Here is a 16,682-nt window from a genome sequence, read left to right as displayed (position 1 = left end):
TATGACCTCAATATGAACTTGCTAAAAATTCTTTGCAGCGTTCAGATTTCGGATTATTAAACACCTCTTCGGGTGTTCCTTCTTCTTCAATTTTCCCCTGATGGAGAAATAACACGCGATTACTTACATCGCGTGCAAAACCCATTTCATGTGTGACAACAATCATTGTTCGTCCCTCATTCGCAAGATCCTGCATTACCTTTAGCACTTCGCCGACAAGTTCAGGATCAAGTGCTGAAGTTGGCTCATCAAATAAAAGCGCCTTTGGTTCCATAGCAAGCGCACGTGCAATTGCCACACGCTGTTGCTGACCGCCAGACAATTGGCTTGGATAAGCATCTGCTTTTTGCGCAATACCGACCTTTTTAAGATATTCCAAACCGCGTTCTTCAGCTTCTTTTCGGGATATTTTCAAAACCTGTATTGGACCTTCGATCACATTCTGCAAAACAGTCATATGTGACCAGAGATTAAAGCTCTGAAAAACCATTCCAAGCTGGCTGCGTAAACGTTGAATCTGTTTTTCATCGGTCGATGCAACACGACCATTTTGGCCTTTACTAATGATGACTTCTTCGCCATCAAGAACAACTTTACCCTTATCAGGCATTTCAAGAAAGTTGATGCAGCGCAGGAATGTACTTTTCCCCGAACCAGAGCTTCCAATAATAGAGACGACATCACCTTTTTTGGCGCGCAAGGTCAGCCCTTTGAGAACTTCAAGCTCTCCAAAACTTTTATGTATGTCTTCTGCTACGAGACTATAGTCGGGTTTCGTCATGAATCCTCAATACTATGAGGATTTATACTATAATTATGTTTCATTTGTTTGAGACGCTCTACAAATCCAAATTATTGGGCTTGACCATGTTTGATTATGTTTATTTTGTCAACATTGGAGTGAGATTATATTGGTTGGCAAAATTTTAGGCTCTGATTTGCCTTTTACATATTTGACATAGTGATCTACTAGACAAACCTTAATGCAGCAACTTGGGATTAATTTCATGAAAAATGTTATATTTGACGTAGGTCGAGTTCTCATAAATTGGGATGTAAATACATTATTCTTAGATGTAATCGGTGACCAAGATCAGATAAATGCATTTATTGAAGAGACAAATTTTTTCGATTGGAATCTTCAATTGGATTGCGGCCTTTCTTTTGAAGAAGGTGTCAAATTGCACAGTGAAAAATTTCCCGACTATGCGCACATCTTTGATGCTTTTGATAAACGTTGGGCAGAGACAGTTCCCGCTGCAATTGATGAATCCGTGGCAATATTAAACCAACTTAAAGAGAACAATACTCCACTTTACGCCATTACTAATTTTTCAGCAGAAAAATGGGTTGATGCCTGCCAAATGTATCCATTCTTGGCATCCAGTTTTATTGATACGATCGTTTCAGGTGAGGTTAAAATTACAAAACCTGAAGCTGCTATCTATCAATTATTACTTGATCGAAATAATTTAGATGCCAAGGATTGTATCTTTATTGACGATACACAAGCCAATGTCGATGCAGCCTGCACGCTTGGAATTGATGGCATCTTATTTACGTCATCTGAACAATTTGAAAGTGATTTGCAAACACGTGGCATCCTCTAAATTTAGTGAAAATTCCGCCCTTTTGGCATAACTTTCTTTGCCGCATTTTTCTGATGTCCAATCATTGGTACGGGTGCAATTTGCTTTGGTTCTTTTCTCATCCTACTATCTGCATTAGATGATATCATTTTATCTCGAATATTATCAGGCGACGTACTTCTTGTTTGATTGAGTTCAAGTACTTCTAAATGAAGTGTCATATCTTCAATACGATTTGCAACAATATGAATAACGCCAGATTCGCTTTGTAACTTTCCATAAACTCGCAACAAGCGGCCACCAAGAATAATACGTCGATAGCGTTCAAAAACCTTTGGCCAAACAATGATATTTGCCACACCTGTTTCATCTTCCAATGTGAGAAAAATAACACCTTTTGCAGAGCCTGGTCTTTGTCGGACTAACACAAGACCAGCCACAAAAATATTTCGACCATTCCTAATCTGACCCAAATTTTCATGTAGCACCGCATTTGGCCTGTTTAACTTTGGACGGATAAAGGCAAGAGGATGGGCTTTTAAAGACATGCGCAAATATCGGTAGTCATTGATAACTTGCTCACTTAATCGCATAGTCGGAAGCGATAGCTCCTCTTCTTGTTCAATAAATTGATGACCGTGTTTAAAAAGAAGGCCCTCATCATCTGGGTTATTTTTCTCAAGTGCACGAACGGCCCATAAAGCCACGCGTCGATCAAGCCCAATAGAGCGAAATACATCAGCTTCTGCTAACCGCCCAATAATGGAAGGTGAAAGCCGTGTTTTTAGCCAAAGATCACGAATGGAATCATAACCTTTACCACGATGGGACATGATTATTTCCATATCCTTTTGGCGCAAACCTTTAATCTGACGAAAACCAATACGAAGTGCTTTCCTGGTTTTAATTGTACGAACCATATCGCGCCGTGGCACAGCCATTGCAGCTTGATCTAACTGGCCATCCTCAAGCTTGGCATCCCAGTCAGAGTAATTAATATCAATGGGCCGTATATCGACGCCGTGCTCGCGCGCATCACGAATAAGCTGAGCGGGTGCATAAAACCCCATGGGCTGAGAGTTTAAAATTGCCGCACAAAATACATCAGGATAGTAAGCTTTGAACCAACATGATGCGTAAACTAAAAGCGCAAAAGACGCTGCATGACTTTCAGGAAATCCATATTCTCCAAAACCCTCAATCTGCTTGAAGCATCGCTCAGCGAAATCTTGTTCATACCCATTTCGGACCATGCCCTCGATCATTTTAATCTTGAAAGTATGAATTGTCCCAACACGGCGAAATGTCGCCATGGCTCGACGTAATTTATCGGCTTCACCAGGTGTAAAGTTGGCGGCCACAATGGCAATTTTCATCGCTTGTTCTTGAAATAGTGGCACACCCAAAGTACGACCCAAAACATCACGCAGTTCTTCTTTTGGAAATGTAACTTTCTCAATGCCCTGTCGACGGCGCAAATAGGGGTGAACCATGTCACCTTGAATGGGTCCGGGGCGAACGATAGCGACTTCAATGACAAGGTCATAAAATTCACGCGGACGCAAACGAGGTAACATCGTCATCTGCGCACGGCTTTCAATCTGAAAAACACCTAACGTATCCGCAGCACAAATCATATCATAGACAACGGGATCTTCGCTTGGCAGCGTTGCAAGCGTATAGTCGCGACCATAGGAACTTTTTAAAAGATCAAAAGCTTTTGCTAAGCATGACAGCATGCCAAGGGCAAGAACATCAATTTTTAAAATACCAAGCGCTTCAAGGTCGTCCTTATCCCATTCCACCATGGTGCGCCCGTCCATGGCCGTGTTCATAACAGGCACAACTTCATCCAACCGATCACGTGTAATAACAAAGCCCCCAACATGTTGAGATAAGTGCCGTGGAAATCCGATGAGTTCAGACGCATAATCTAAAACACGTCGTGTTGTGGGGTCATTAATATCAAGCCCTGCTTCTCGTGCTTCTTCTTCCGTCAGACTTTTCGACGACCACCCCCAAACCAAACCGGCAAGCGCAGAAATAACATCATCAGACAGACCAAAAGCTTTACCAGCCTCACGGGCTGCCATCCGAGCACGATAAGTCACCACTGTGGCTGCCAACCCTGCTCGCTCACGACCATATTTTTGATATATATATTGAATAACCTCTTCACGACGTTCATGCTCAAAATCTACATCAATATCTGGCGGTTCATTTCGCTCAGGTGAAATAAATCGTTCGAAAAGAAGATCAACTTTTTCAGGATTTACATCGGTAATTCCAAGACAATAACAAACGGTTGAGTTGGCCGCTGACCCTCGCCCCTGACATAAAATATCTTGTGATCGTGCATAGCGCACTAAGTCCCAAACAGTAAGAAAATATGGCGCATAATCAAGGCCTTTAATCAAAGCCAATTCATACTCAATTTGATCAATTGTTTTATTAGAAATTCCATCTGGATAACGCTCATTTGCACCCTTATAAGCCAGATCGCGAAGAACTTCCTGAGGTGAACCTTCACCAAACTTTTCATCAGGATATTGATAACGCAATTCATCAAGTGAAAATGTAAGTGCATTTGCAAAATTAATCGCATGATCCAATGTTTTAGGATATTCGCGCATGATATGCTTCATCTGAGCATACGATTTTAAGTAGCGTTCAGCGTTTTTTGAAAGACCAAACCCCATGTCATAAACAGGCCTGTGATGCTCAATAGAAGACAATACATCACTTAAAGGACGACGCTCTGGTTGATGCATAAACACATCGTTCGTCGCCATTAAGACAAGATCATATATTTTAGATAGTTCTGCCATCGAAGCAAAACGGAACCTGTCATCACCATCATAATGGGCCACTAAAGCAAGATAGATATTGCTTTTTATATGCGATGCTAAAAACCCAAGATTATCTTTAAAATTGTCAAGCTGTACCGTATGCGAATCAATATCTGGCAAGACACAGAACATTATCTCAGATGACCATTTAATAAGATCATCACGCATTAACTGGCAATCCCCCTTTTCAGATCGCAAATTACCCGCTGTTAAAAGCCTGCATAAGTGCCCCCAGCCTTTGCGGTTTTTGGGATAGGCCAACATATCAGGTAAACCATCATAAAACTGAAGCCGCGCACCTGGATGATAATGAATATCAGTTTCTTTTGCAGCCATATGCGCACGCACAACACCTGAAAGCGTATTACAATCAGCAAGCCCAATATGGCTAATTCCTAATTTTGCTGCACGCACGATTATTTCTTCTGGATGAGATGCGCCTTTTAGAAAAGAAAAATTACTTGCAACGCCTAATTCAGCGAATAGGGATTTAGCAACAGGAGTGATATTTTCATTCACGCAAATAACCCATGCATAAACCACCGCGGCACTAAACCATCACGGTTTTCACTTTCACGTTCATAAAGACCTTCCCGAAAAATCCAAAAACGACGCCCGGATTTATCTTCTACTTTATAATAATCTCGTGTTCGTGCATCCTCACCATTAATCCACCATTCCGCGCCAATACGCTCGGGGCCTTCGGCACGAGCAACTTGATAATGGCTACGGCGCCAACGAAATGTAATCGGCGGACCTTCAGGAACTTCAGCAATGGCCAGAACAGGTTCTGGATTTGAGAACAACCGGATAGGGCGGTTTTTTTCTGACTGAATTTCCTCTTTAGAAAAAGCATTCTTCATTAATGAGATAAAAGAAGTAGCCCGTTCTGGGATAAAGCTTTGATGAAAAGCGGGCTTTAAAACCCGCTCGGCGCCCAACCGAACAATGATTTGATCAGCTAACTCATCAATATCCGTTTGAATATTATTTTTCCCTGAAAATGTCGCCTGCTGATCGGATGTTTCAACGGCCGAAACAATACAAAGACGGATCGTTTCAAAACCCGACCCGGCATCAGCTTCATCATAAATGTTATCAAGTTTTTCTGAAAATAGGATCTTAATACGTTTTGGTTCTCGTGATGGTGCAGAAAGACCAATATCAAGCCGGCGAACTATACCATTTAAGCGGAACAATAAAAGCATAAATTGCTGACCCAATAGACCTCGCTTTTCCATATCATTTTGTAATGACTTAGCCAGTTGTTCAATACAAGTTTCAATATCTTCCTGGCGCCCAATGGGTTCGGCTAATCGACGTTCAACCGATAGGCTTGCAACAGGTAATCGCGGGGAAATAGGTTCATCCTCTTGACCAAGCATTTGATCAAGTCTTTTAAGCAAAAATGGCCCAAACCGTTTAGTCAGTGGCTTACGTGGTGCATCTAAAATATCTTTCACATTTTTAAGGCCAACACGATCAAGAGCAACCAACATATCAAGTGGCAAACGCAATGCAGCCATGGGAAAAGATAAAGCAATTATCCTTGCATTGTCCCATGTCATAATTGTATTTCGAAAATCATAATTCTCTGGCGAATGCTGTCGTGCAAGCCCCCAAGAAAACCCAGGCGTCGGAGCAATTGCTCCTTGCGCATAAACTCCCATTTGATGAAGGCGAGATATCATATCTTTTAGCATTTCTTCTTCGCCACCAAATAAATGTGCACAGCCAGTTATATCTAAGAACAATCCTTGAGCTTTACCAAAAGGTGCATCAAGCCCTACAAGCGGCGTATATCGATCTGCCCAATCAGCCAATGCATTTAAAAAAGCCATATCACCATCATGATCTGCGTGAATTGTTTCAATATTCGGGCACATGGCACGTGCTTCCACCATGCCTTGTCCAAGCTTGAGTCCCAAATTTTCTGCTGTCAGATCAAGCGCAGATAGGCGCATGGCACCTTTTTGTTTCTCCATACAAATAGTTGGATATTCATGGGCATTATTCTCTCGCTTATCCAAACGCCACGACACGCCCCATTTCCTTCGCTTGATTCGGTCCGTTGCCAGATAAGGAAGAGCGATCGACAAAATTCGACGATTGGTATTTGTAAACATCGACATCGGTGTGTTGATCGTGGTCTTGATTTTTTGCCCAGTCTTGATCTGTACGTTTGTGGAAAGATTGTGCATCATGGTTCCATTCCAAGATAAATGATTGAAGAGACGGGCTTTTGCTTTTTTCAAGCAAAAGCTGAAATGCCGAATATTGCAGACTATTTGAAAATTTTTGTTGGCTGGGGAGAATTTTTGAACTGGCAGCAGCAGGCTTAATGAAAATTCGCGTACGAGCAGCCGTTGCTTCTGGCTCCGATGATTGCTTCAAAAGGAAAAATGGCCGCTTTGCAGCTTGCGCCCTTAAATGCAAACGTCGCGTACCAGCCATGTCAAGTTCGCCTGGATTACCACGAACTTCCAAAATCGTGGTCGCAAGTGCAGTTTGCTTAGCTGCAAGTTCTGCTGCCCATAAAGCATCATTTAAAGTACGCGGTTGAACAAATATGCATTGTGATGGATCAATCCCTAAGGATAAAAGCCCGGGAGGATAAATCTGACCACCCTCCAACTTGGCTGAAACCTCACCAATCCATAAAATAGGTAATGTGCCATAAGCGGGTTCCAAATTATAAATCAGTTTTTGCATTTGCTGAGCTAGGATCCAAACGAATCCACTTGCTGAACCCACATGCCGCGCTTCATCTGTACGAAACTCGGTAAGTGCATTTAAAAAAATGCCCCCATCTAAACATTCATCAAGGGATGAGTAGCCAAAAGGAAAGATATAGTTTTTATCTTTCTTATTTCGAATCCGATATGATTTGATGTTTGATAATTTTTCTTGTTCTTTATCTGGTTCGTTTAAACACATAAATTGCCGTTCTTCGATTTCAGCTATTTGCTGTCGAAGCTCTGATAGTTCATGTTTTTTAATACCAGAATTCATCATTTTAGCTTATTTGTTCTTCTTTTGTTCTAATATAGATTCCAGAACTTAGAATAAGAGTCAAGCGACTAAAAGGAATTTATTCCTTATTTATTTGAAGTAAAGAAAGGATCGAACTAACGTTCTTCTGGCTCATGGAACTCAGTATCAAGATCATCAAGCTTTTCGGCCAGAAACCCGCGAGCATCCGCAATAGCCTGATTATATTGCGATGGTCCGATCTGACGTAACATGAAGTCAACAACTTCGAGTGCCCGAAACTCACTCAAATCTTCATCAAATTCATCCTGAAAAAAGCCAGAAAGCGCACGTGCAATGTCTGCTTTGCGATCGTCATTTAATTTAATGCGCATCTTCTTACTCCGTCATATCAGAAATTCATCATTAAAACATTGGCGCTGATGAGTGCAAACGAATAGCAGGCGAAGACCAATGCATATCAAGTCCCGAAAACATAATAGGAGACTTTAATCGCTGAATATTACCCCAAGACGTTTGTTTTATATCAGGTAAAAAATCACTTCCAGCTTTAACAGGTGATGTTCCTCCAAATTTATCTTTGCGCGTAGACTTTAAAAGTTCAGCCGTAGCCGCAAGGGATAGCTTTGCTGACATTGCCTGCCCTTTGGTTTTAAGTTGATTTAATCCTGCTAAAACAGTTGCAGCCATCAAATACCCTGTTGCATGATCAAGCGCCTGCACTGTCATAGGGCGCGGCGTACCAAGGCCAGAAACTTCCATTCCATGCTGAGCAATACCTGTACTCATCTGTACCAAACTATCAAACCCCCGCCGATTACGCCAAGGTCCTGTCCAACCATATGCATTTAGTGAAATATCAATGAGGGACGGATTCAATTTTCGCCGTTCCTCATCCCCTAAGCCCAATTTTTCTAGCGCATCTGCACGGAGCCCATGCACCATCACATCAGCCTCTAAAATAAGCTTCTGCATAATCTCAAAATCCGCACACTTTGATAAATCAAGCGTCGCACATTTCTTACCTGGAGTGATATCAATTACATGATCACCTTCATCCCATAAAGGTGGGTCGATACGTAAGACCGTTGCTCCAAACCCTGCCAAAAACCGCGTTGCAATGGGTCCAGCTAAAATTCGAGTAAGATCAAGGACCTTCAACCCCTTCAGTGGGCGAGCCTGATCAATCGAAGGATTAATCACATGGCGCAATTTAGTACCTTCAAACATTTCTGAAATAATTGGAAACTCTTTAGAAAGGGCAATAGCTTGTGGGTGAGAATTCCACATACTCGTACTCATTAAGTTTGCCGCAGCTCCACCCTCCGAGCTAATTACGTCTTCAAGTTCAGCACCAGACCACGTTTCAACTTGCTTTGCCATTTCGGCGCGATCCAAATCACCCAAGATCTTACAAACAACATTTCGATGATGGGGTGCATTTGTATGCAATCTTATCCACCCATCTTGAGTTTGATAATCACCTGCAAGATCATCCCACGGTGAGGCCAAAGACCAGCGAACCGGGCGCACAGAACTGCCAAGCCAGAAATAAGACAATCGTTGATCTACTATAATTTGCCTATCTAAAGCATCATGACCAAAAGCATATTGGATAAGCGCAGCACCAGCTAATGCAATCGAGTTTGCTGCCAGTTCTGTAACGGAAAAAACATCTTCGGAACCAATATTTCTGTTTCGAAAACTAATTTGGTCAATATACAAATTACCTTCAAAGGCAGGTAATGTGTCACACATTTTTTGAAGAAGCTTCATAGATACTCCAATCATCCATCATTAAAGAATGGCTGAAAGCTTGACAGAGCGTCAAGGTTGATCAACATAATCAACATGAATAAAGTGGACAGAAACCCATTTTCCATGACAGCTAAGGAGGTTTGCGAAGCATTAAATATTTCGCGGCAAACCCTTTACGCTTATGTCAGTCGCGGCAAGGTTCGAGCCAGCGCACAAAAGAGCGATGCGCGCAAAAGCCTTTATCACACACACGATGTGGATGCATTGATCGCCAATAAAAAACGAGGGAGATCGCGGCGCGCAATTGCTAAATCGACGCAAAATTTTGGCGAGCCTGTTCTTAAGTCAGAAATCAGTCACATTGACCAAGGCAAGCTCTATTACAAAGGCCAAGATGCAATCAAACTATCGCAAACTAAAACATTTGAAGATATTGCAAAGTTGCTAATCAATGTGGATTTGGAACCAGATGTTGATCAAAAATTTGACCTCATCAAAGGTCGAAACTCATTCGAACGTATGTTTGCAGCTACGGCTGAGATAACTATTTCCAAAAATACACCACCAAATAAAAATACAAATAGCTTTATCATAAAACGCTTACTGGCAGCGATCTGTAATACCAATACGCTTAGTGACGAACCTATTCATATGCAACTGGCGAAATATTTCTCTGACAGCATTGATTTTATTGATGTAACACGCCGTTGCCTTGTTCTTTGCGCAGATCATGAATTAAATCCATCAGCCTATACCGCTCGAATTGCCGCTTCGACTGATGCCCGCACTCCAGCTTGCATACTTGCCGCCTTATCAACCTTTTCCGGTACAAAACATGGATCGATGACATCCATGGCTCGCTGGTGGGTAGGGCGCGCAACCATGAAAGATGATCATCAAGAAGCGGCGTTCATTAAAACTATAAAATCACCGCCTGGATTTGGTCATCCAATTTACGCACAAACAGATCCACGAACACAAGAACTTCTCAAACATTTCGAAATACCAGAAGGATGGGAGAGGATTAGTCGGCACGTCAGCAAAACATACAAGATATACCCTAATCTTGATTTCTCACTCGCTGCCATGGAGAAAAGCTTTAAACTCCGACCAAAAACAGGACAAACCCTTTTTGCCTTTGGCCGTCTGTTAGGCTGGATTGCCCATGCAGAAGAACAGCGCAAAAATGGCGCACTTATTCGTCCACGATCTTGGAATTAGATAATAGCATAAGATATTGAAGAGCTTGCGAGGCCTGATCATGAATTTGCTTTTGCGATAAAACTTCATGTGCACCGATCAAACGACGAATTTGAAGGTCACCAACGAGGAGCTTCATATAAAGTGAACACAACTCATCCATTGCAAAACCGAGAAATAATCCATCATCTTGTACTCGTTCAAAAATCAGGGCAATGATTGGTAATATATCTTGACGACCGGCTTCTGATAACTCCGCTCCCAACACGCCAGACGCATCCGCAGCTGCAGCTCGGTTAAGCGCAATAGCCCGTTCACTTGTTAAAAGCTCTAAAAGAAGTGGGCTGATCTTTTTAATCGCTTCAAATGGTGCGTCTTGCACCTTAAGATCATCTTCTAATTGTTGTTTAATATGCACCGCATTTTGCGAAACCAGTGCTTTGAACAAACCAATTTTATCACCATACCACCTATAAAGTGTCTCATTGGAAGCTTTTGCTCGTTTAGCAATACTTAGCATTGAAACATTGAGAAAACCTTTTTCATCAATCAGCTCATAAGCTGCCTTCTCAATTTCAGCTCGCCGCTCTTTCTGCAATTCTTTGCGCATATATCTTCCTTCAACATTGACAATAAATGTACACTATATTACGGATATGTAAATCAGTAATATAGTGTACGCTTTTGGAGAAGCAAATGTTCAACCTATTAAAACTAAGTGCAATAACATCACTCACACTAGGAGGTGCTATCTTTGGTTTCTTCTACGCTTGGATATGTTCGACAATGTGGGGTTTGGATGCAACTGATCCCAGAATCGCGATCGCTGCCATGCAGGCAATGAACGCATCGGTTAGAAATGCAATTTTTGCTCCGGCATTTTTTGGTACCGCGCCAATAATGATCATTACAGGCATTATTGCTTTTTCTTGCCACAAAAAAGCTGCGGCAATAATGTTTATTGCGGCAGGTATTATTTATTTTATTGGAGGAAATGTCCTGACCTTTAGTATCAATGTCCAGATGAATGAAGCTCTTGCACTTGTCAAAATTCCACAAGCAATCGACGAAGCTCACACAATTTGGCAAGCCTACTCACAAAAATGGCAATTCTGGAACCAGATTCGTACAATAGCGTCTGGTATATCACTTCTACTCATAGGTTTAGCGATAATGCAGATCGGACAAAAATCAGAGGCTTAAACGTTCGGCATCCTGTTGCTCAAAGTAAGGTGCTAAATCAAACGATACTTTCTTTGTGATCGGTGCTTTTTCACCTATCACACGCCAAAAAGGTAAAAGTTCGCTCATGGGGCAACCGGCTTCATAATCTTCATGTGCGGCCTCTACTGCAACACGTAAAAAAATACCAGTTGTTATAGGACACGTAACGTCAGCCCCCACTCGTTCTGACAATATTTTACGTAAGTAAGGGGTATCTTTCACCTCACCTTTCGGAATTTCCTTGATTACTTCCGACACCATATCTGGTGTCGGAATAAGCATTAATTGTCCCTTTTTCATACCCATCATATCCTTAGCAACAGGCTTAACAATATGACCTTTGGCATTAATTTCAGCGTATTTTTCGCCCCATGTCTTATTTGACTTTGCCATTAAACTATCTCCTATGATGGTCTTCAATTCAGCTCTTCAATGGAACATGAATTTCAGTTATCAAGTCTGCTGGTGCTGTATCATGTGGACTGTTGAGATATTTCTCAAATGGCGGTGCATCAGCAAATTCCAAACCAGACTCTGCCATCCACGTTCCATAAAACCAAGTATAGGCTTTTGATAACTCACCATACGGTCCTTTATGAGTAAGGACAGCATATTTACCGACATCTATATTTGCAATTTCAAGCGGGGCTTCAACAGATTGACCCTTTTCAATCACAGCACCTGCAAATGATCGTAACTCATCAAGAGCAACGGCCCCTGGATCATCATAATAAATTCCGATCATAGCAACCATATCTTTGATAGCGCCTTGACCAATGGCCAGGCCAACAGCTTGCTCAAATTTACCACCGATTTCCATATAAGAACCTTTATGCGGCAAACCTGCCAAGGTCATAGCTTCAATGGTTTTTATCTCTACATCGTACATTTTTGCATCTCTTTCTGAACTAGGAATGTCATAAACCGTATGATACCCGCGACGACGATATTCACCGGGCGGCATATCAAAGTGGCTTGCGAAAATGCGTGTGAAAGATTGCAAGTTAGGATAACCATAGCGCTTGCCAATATCTTCTACCGATAATTCGGTAGATATCAGATCATGACCAGCACGCTGCAAACGAAGACGTTTGACAGTTTGTGTAATCGTTTCACCCTTCATTCCGGCATATACGCGATGCCAGTGATAAGGTGACAAACACGCAATATCTGCCAGAACCATCAGATCAAGGTCTTTATCAAGATTCTTCAAAATAAAGTCAGTCACCCGCTCCATCCGATCATGATAGTTAATCCAAAGGCCCTTGGAGTTCATGGGGGCATCAGATGATGTTTTCATACATATATCCTATCGCAATTTTCACTCGCAAATTAGATGTAACACCACCCGATTTGACAAATCTTGCTGACTTGAAAACAAATTAAAATTATTGTTCGCCAAGCTTCATATCTGGTGTGTAAGCCTTGTCATTAACATCTTTAACAACAGCTTGTCCGCACTGCATTTTCCCTGTTTCCTGGTTAAACACATAACTTGGCGATCCATGTAAAACCCACCCTTTATTCAAAGCATCAGTTACACGATGACAAAAGGAAGAATCATCTGGACCTGTTAAAAATCTGTATAGTTTCAAAACCTATCCTTCTCTCTGCTTGATAATATTAGCTTTAAGTACAATCTTTTCGGCCATTTCCAAGTGAAGCCTCTCTACCATTTCTCCCGCGATCTGGATAACGCCTAATTCTTTATTCTCCGGCTCCCGAAACGCTGCAATTATCGTTTCCGCCTTGCTAAAATCCTCATCACTAATACCGAATATATCATTTGCTAACGAAATTTGATTTGGATGAATAAGACTCTTACCATCAAAACCCATCGCGCGAGCATTATCACACTCGTCTTTATAACCAACAAGATCATTGAAATCATTGAAAACACCATCAATGACATCAAGTTCATATGCACGGGCAGCCAGAATAATCTGCATCAGCCATGTTGAAATATAAGGTCGCCCTTTTATTGGCTTAGCACCAGTTTCTTTTAGAAGGTCATTCGTACCGACAACGAAACAATCTAATCTTGTTCCGGGTGTTCTAGCATATTGCGCTATGGTAGGCGCGTTCAACACACCCTTTGGTGTTTCTATCATCGCCCATAAGCGCAATGTATTTGGCGCATCCAGCTCAAGTAATGCATCACTAATTTCAATGACATCATCAATCTCAGATACTTTTGGCGTCAAAATCGCTGATGGCATCAATGAGCGAGCGGCAAGTAAGTCTCTTTTGCCCCATTCGCTAGCAAGACTATTAATGCGAATTATGATTTCACGTGAATCATTTGAAGTACCATTTGGAAAATTCTCAGTTAAAAATGCATGCAGCTGTTCTCTTGCATCATCCTTATGGTCCGGTAAAATTGCATCTTCCAAATCATATATAACGGCATCGCAATTTAGCTTAAGTGATTTAACCAACGCGCGTGTATTGTCAGCTGGTACATATAAAACAGAACGGCGTGGCCGGGATGGCCTGACATAAAAATTGTTACTACTCATATGACTTAATCCAATGGTCGTAAAAACAACCAAACCCTGATTATTATAAAAAACACTTCTTTTTCTCACATATGTTTGGTAAACGCAGCTAGAAACTTTCATTAACGCAGATCTTTTGCAAATGGGAACATTCAAAAAAGATCAAAAAAGCTTACTGACTTAATTGAATTTCTTATTCAACTGAAGTCTGGCATAGTTTGGGTAAATATTATGGACAAATTTACAACGCTCACAGGTGTCGCAGCACCTTATCCGGTTATCAATATCGATACGGATATGATCATTCCAAAAGACTATTTGAAAACAATTAAGCGCACAGGTCTTAGTGTTGGTCTTTTTGCTGAATCCCGCTTCAACGAAGATGGCTCTGAAAAACCCGATTTCGTTTTGAACAAACCCGCTTACAGAAATGCTGAAATTCTGGTTACTGGCGATAATTTCGGCTGCGGTTCATCCCGTGAACATGCCCCTTGGGCCTTACTTGATTTCGGCATTCGCTGCGTGATCTCAACAAGCTTTGCAGACATCTTCTATAATAACTGCTTTAAGAATGGTATTCTTCCGATTGTTGTAACAGCAGATGAACTTGAAAAATTGCTAGACGATGCTGATCGCGGCTCAAACTCGACAATGACTGTTGATCTTGAAGCCCAAGAGATCAAAGGACCTGATGGCGGTACAATTCGCTTCGATATCGATCCATTCCGCAAGCATTGTTTAATGAATGGTCTTGATGACATCGCGCTAACACTTGAGAAGGCAGCTTCTATTGACACATATGAAGGCAAACTTGCTGAAACTCGCCCTTGGGCATAGACTTAAACGAATACCAACTTGATGGAAGTACATGTCACGTAAACTAATCTCAACCGGATCAACAACAGAAGTAACGGCCGGTTATTCACGGGCCGTTGTTCAAGGGAATTGGTGTTTTATCGCTGGTACCACTGGCTACGATTATAGCACAATGAAAATACCAGCTAACATCGAAGACCAGTGCGCAAATTGCTTTGATACAATTGACAAAACGCTGCAAGAAGCAGAGTTTGAACGGGCAGATATTGTTCGGGCCAATTATATCGTAACAGATCAAAAATTTGTCGATATAGTGTTTCCGCTTTTGGGGCAATATTTTGACGGGATACGTCCAGCAGCGACGATGATTATTGCCGATCTCATCAAACCAGAAATAAAATTTGAAATTGAAGTAACCGCTCTTAAACAGAGCTAAAAGACAGGCAAATTATGACAAATAAACTCTTCCTTCTTCCTGGCGATGGTATTGGTCCCGAAGCCATGAACGAAGTTCGTAAATTCATTACCCTTATGAACGAAAAGCAAGGTTCAAATTTTGAAACCGACGAGGGTCTTGTTGGCGGCTCAGCCTATGATGCGCACGGCCAGTCTATTTCTGATGCCGACATGGAAAAGGCAATGGCAGCCGATGCTGTGCTCTTTGGCGCTGTTGGTGGACCAAAATGGGATGATGTGCCTTACGATGTTCGCCCCGAGGCAGGATTGTTACGCTTACGTAAAGACATGGAACTTTTTGCGAACCTACGCCCCGCGATTTGTTATCCCGCGCTAGCGGCTTCATCATCATTAAAAGCTGATGTTGTTGAAGGCCTCGATATTTTAATCGTTCGTGAGCTTACAGGCGGTGTTTACTTTGGTGAACCAAAGGAAATTCATGATCTTGGTGATGGACAGAAACGTGCAATTGATACGCAAGTTTATGATACATATGAAATCGACCGGATTGCAGGCGTTGCATTTGAACTTGCACGTACACGTCAAAATAAAGTCTGCTCTATGGAAAAGCGTAATGTGATGAAATCTGGTGTTCTTTGGAACGAGGTTGTCACAGCTACTCACAAAGCTAAATATTCTGATGTTGAGCTAAGTCATATGCTTGCAGATGCAGGTGGAATGCAACTCGTTCGCTGGCCGAAACAGTTTGATGTGATCGTTACAGATAACCTGTTTGGTGATATGCTGTCTGATATTGCAGCAATGCTAACAGGTTCACTCGGCATGTTACCATCTGCTTCATTGGGTGCACCAGATGCTCAAACAGGTAGTCGCAAAGCACTTTATGAACCCGTTCATGGCTCAGCGCCTGATATTGCTGGTCAAGGCATTGCAAACCCGATTGCTATGATCTCATCATTTGCGATGTGCCTAAGATATTCATTTAATATGATCGAAGATGCTGATCGCGTCGAAAAAGCTATTGCCAATGTTTTAGAGACTGGCAAACGCACAGGCGATATCATGACGGACGGCATGACAAAAATCACAACATCTGAAATGGGTGATGCGATTTTGGCTGAATACACGTCTCTACTTGGCTAATTTAACCAAGAATTGAAGACTTACGCTGTAAGATCAATTGACTCTGAAACCAAATCGGGGCATTACCGCCCCGATAGGAAAAGACATGAACTTTTATGAAGCTCAAAATTTGGAAGCATTTCAACTTGCACTTTGTGTAAGTGATGCATCTGTGCGCTCTTTTCAAATCAATCAGACAATGACCAAGACGACAAAAA

The 16,682-nt window shown here is 41.8% G+C and carries 17 protein-coding genes; 6 read left to right on the top strand and 11 right to left on the bottom strand.

Annotated features, from left to right (window positions below):
• Positions 1 to 7: 7 nt before the first annotated feature.
• Complete coding sequence (locus tag AB2J24_RS14445; RefSeq protein ID WP_162654644.1) at positions 8 to 781, bottom strand: ABC transporter ATP-binding protein; 774 nt, start codon at positions 779 to 781, stop codon at positions 8 to 10.
• Positions 782 to 1,007: 226 nt separating this feature from the next.
• On the opposite strand from AB2J24_RS14445, the gene AB2J24_RS14440 reads away from it, so the two are divergent.
• Entirely contained in the window at positions 1,008 to 1,610 is a 603-nt protein-coding gene (locus AB2J24_RS14440) for an HAD family hydrolase (protein WP_367385959.1), read from the top strand.
• 2 nt (positions 1,611 to 1,612) lie between these two features.
• On the opposite strand, the gene AB2J24_RS14435 is transcribed toward AB2J24_RS14440, so the two are convergent.
• The 5 genes from AB2J24_RS14435 to AB2J24_RS14415 all read right to left on the bottom strand — a co-directional run bounded on the left by AB2J24_RS14435 (position 1,613) and on the right by AB2J24_RS14415 (position 9,205).
• Positions 1,613 to 4,957, bottom strand: coding sequence for an error-prone DNA polymerase (locus AB2J24_RS14435; protein ID WP_367385958.1), 3,345 nt, complete (start codon positions 4,955 to 4,957; stop codon positions 1,613 to 1,615).
• A complete protein-coding gene (locus AB2J24_RS14430; protein WP_367385957.1) occupies positions 4,954 to 6,480 on the bottom strand; it encodes a Y-family DNA polymerase in 1,527 nt (508 codons plus the stop codon). Before AB2J24_RS14430 ends, AB2J24_RS14435 begins: the two co-directional genes overlap by 4 nt.
• A complete protein-coding gene (locus AB2J24_RS14425; RefSeq protein ID WP_367385956.1) occupies positions 6,461 to 7,453 on the bottom strand; it encodes an ImuA family protein in 993 nt (330 codons plus the stop codon). The genes AB2J24_RS14430 and AB2J24_RS14425 overlap by 20 nt, the downstream gene beginning before the upstream one ends.
• 113 nt (positions 7,454 to 7,566) lie before the next feature.
• Positions 7,567 to 7,803: a DUF2164 domain-containing protein gene (locus AB2J24_RS14420; protein ID WP_367385955.1), complete on the bottom strand. Its 237-nt coding sequence runs from the start codon at positions 7,801 to 7,803 to the stop codon at positions 7,567 to 7,569.
• Positions 7,804 to 7,834: 31 nt separating this feature from the next.
• Entirely contained in the window at positions 7,835 to 9,205 is a 1,371-nt protein-coding gene (locus AB2J24_RS14415) for a CoA transferase (RefSeq protein WP_367385954.1), read from the bottom strand.
• A 105-nt stretch (positions 9,206 to 9,310) separates the two neighbouring features.
• Between AB2J24_RS14415 and AB2J24_RS14410 the strand changes: the two genes are divergently transcribed.
• Positions 9,311 to 10,408, top strand: a complete 1,098-nt coding sequence (locus tag AB2J24_RS14410) for a citrate/2-methylcitrate synthase (RefSeq protein ID WP_367385953.1) — start codon at positions 9,311 to 9,313, stop codon at positions 10,406 to 10,408.
• Here AB2J24_RS14410 and AB2J24_RS14405 read toward each other — a convergent pair.
• The gene (locus tag AB2J24_RS14405; protein ID WP_367385952.1) at positions 10,383 to 10,997 is read right to left on the bottom strand and encodes a TetR/AcrR family transcriptional regulator; all 615 of its coding nucleotides are present in this window, start codon (positions 10,995 to 10,997) and stop codon (positions 10,383 to 10,385) included. The genes AB2J24_RS14410 and AB2J24_RS14405 overlap by 26 nt on opposite strands.
• An 86-nt stretch (positions 10,998 to 11,083) precedes the next feature.
• Between AB2J24_RS14405 and AB2J24_RS14400 the strand changes: the two genes are divergently transcribed.
• Positions 11,084 to 11,590, top strand: a complete 507-nt coding sequence (locus AB2J24_RS14400) for a DUF1772 domain-containing protein (protein WP_367385951.1) — start codon at positions 11,084 to 11,086, stop codon at positions 11,588 to 11,590.
• On the opposite strand, the gene AB2J24_RS14395 is transcribed toward AB2J24_RS14400, so the two are convergent.
• The 4 genes from AB2J24_RS14395 to AB2J24_RS14380 all read right to left on the bottom strand — a co-directional run bounded on the left by AB2J24_RS14395 (position 11,579) and on the right by AB2J24_RS14380 (position 14,130).
• Positions 11,579 to 12,004: a hypothetical protein gene (locus AB2J24_RS14395; protein ID WP_367385950.1), complete on the bottom strand. Its 426-nt coding sequence runs from the start codon at positions 12,002 to 12,004 to the stop codon at positions 11,579 to 11,581. The genes AB2J24_RS14400 and AB2J24_RS14395 overlap by 12 nt on opposite strands.
• A 28-nt stretch (positions 12,005 to 12,032) precedes the next feature.
• Complete coding sequence (locus AB2J24_RS14390; RefSeq protein WP_367385949.1) at positions 12,033 to 12,911, bottom strand: AraC family transcriptional regulator; 879 nt, start codon at positions 12,909 to 12,911, stop codon at positions 12,033 to 12,035.
• 88 nt (positions 12,912 to 12,999) lie between these two features.
• Positions 13,000 to 13,206, bottom strand: a complete 207-nt coding sequence (locus tag AB2J24_RS14385; protein WP_367385948.1) for a DUF1737 domain-containing protein — start codon at positions 13,204 to 13,206, stop codon at positions 13,000 to 13,002.
• Positions 13,207 to 13,209: 3 nt separating this feature from the next.
• A complete protein-coding gene (locus tag AB2J24_RS14380; RefSeq protein WP_162654634.1) occupies positions 13,210 to 14,130 on the bottom strand; it encodes an HpcH/HpaI aldolase/citrate lyase family protein in 921 nt (306 codons plus the stop codon).
• Between the two features lie 210 nt (positions 14,131 to 14,340).
• Between AB2J24_RS14380 and leuD the strand changes: the two genes are divergently transcribed.
• From leuD to leuB, 3 genes are read left to right on the top strand one after another with little or no spacing between them, the layout of a single operon-like run.
• On the top strand, positions 14,341 to 14,946 hold the full coding sequence (leuD, locus tag AB2J24_RS14375; protein WP_367385947.1) for a 3-isopropylmalate dehydratase small subunit: 606 nt from the start codon (positions 14,341 to 14,343) through the stop codon (positions 14,944 to 14,946).
• 31 nt (positions 14,947 to 14,977) lie between these two features.
• Positions 14,978 to 15,361 carry a RidA family protein gene (locus AB2J24_RS14370; protein ID WP_367385946.1) on the top strand — a complete coding sequence of 128 codons (384 nt, stop codon included), beginning with the start codon at positions 14,978 to 14,980 and terminating at the stop codon, positions 15,359 to 15,361.
• 14 nt (positions 15,362 to 15,375) lie between these two features.
• Positions 15,376 to 16,485: a 3-isopropylmalate dehydrogenase gene (leuB, locus tag AB2J24_RS14365; protein ID WP_162654631.1), complete on the top strand. Its 1,110-nt coding sequence runs from the start codon at positions 15,376 to 15,378 to the stop codon at positions 16,483 to 16,485.
• Positions 16,486 to 16,682: the final 197 nt, after the last annotated feature.

Origin of the sequence: Lentilitoribacter sp. EG35, assembly GCF_040784015.1 — a bacterium.
Taxonomy (GTDB): domain Bacteria; phylum Pseudomonadota; class Alphaproteobacteria; order Rhizobiales; family Rhizobiaceae; genus Lentilitoribacter.
Note: the sequence above shows the minus strand (reverse complement) of the source record. Positions and strands in the feature narration are given on the sequence as shown.

Excerpts from the sequence above, each read along its gene's own strand:
- AB2J24_RS14400 (WP_367385951.1), top strand. The coding sequence starts at position 11,084 with ATGTTCAACCTATTAAAACTAAGTGCAATAACATCACTCACACTAGGA.
- AB2J24_RS14405 (WP_367385952.1), bottom strand. The coding sequence starts at position 10,997 with ATGCGCAAAGAATTGCAGAAAGAGCGGCGAGCTGAAATTGAGAAGGCA.
- AB2J24_RS14380 (WP_162654634.1), bottom strand. The coding sequence starts at position 14,130 with ATGAGTAGTAACAATTTTTATGTCAGGCCATCCCGGCCACGCCGTTCT.
- AB2J24_RS14415 (WP_367385954.1), bottom strand. The coding sequence starts at position 9,205 with ATGAAGCTTCTTCAAAAAATGTGTGACACATTACCTGCCTTTGAAGGT.
- AB2J24_RS14420 (WP_367385955.1), bottom strand. The coding sequence starts at position 7,803 with ATGCGCATTAAATTAAATGACGATCGCAAAGCAGACATTGCACGTGCG.
- AB2J24_RS14440 (WP_367385959.1), top strand. The coding sequence starts at position 1,008 with ATGAAAAATGTTATATTTGACGTAGGTCGAGTTCTCATAAATTGGGAT.
- AB2J24_RS14425 (WP_367385956.1), bottom strand. The coding sequence starts at position 7,453 with ATGATGAATTCTGGTATTAAAAAACATGAACTATCAGAGCTTCGACAG.
- AB2J24_RS14445 (WP_162654644.1), bottom strand. The coding sequence starts at position 781 with ATGACGAAACCCGACTATAGTCTCGTAGCAGAAGACATACATAAAAGT.
- leuD (WP_367385947.1), top strand. The coding sequence starts at position 14,341 with ATGGACAAATTTACAACGCTCACAGGTGTCGCAGCACCTTATCCGGTT.
- leuB (WP_162654631.1), top strand. The coding sequence starts at position 15,376 with ATGACAAATAAACTCTTCCTTCTTCCTGGCGATGGTATTGGTCCCGAA.
- AB2J24_RS14410 (WP_367385953.1), top strand. The coding sequence starts at position 9,311 with ATGACAGCTAAGGAGGTTTGCGAAGCATTAAATATTTCGCGGCAAACC.
- AB2J24_RS14395 (WP_367385950.1), bottom strand. The coding sequence starts at position 12,004 with ATGGCAAAGTCAAATAAGACATGGGGCGAAAAATACGCTGAAATTAAT.
- AB2J24_RS14370 (WP_367385946.1), top strand. The coding sequence starts at position 14,978 with ATGTCACGTAAACTAATCTCAACCGGATCAACAACAGAAGTAACGGCC.
- AB2J24_RS14390 (WP_367385949.1), bottom strand. The coding sequence starts at position 12,911 with ATGAAAACATCATCTGATGCCCCCATGAACTCCAAGGGCCTTTGGATT.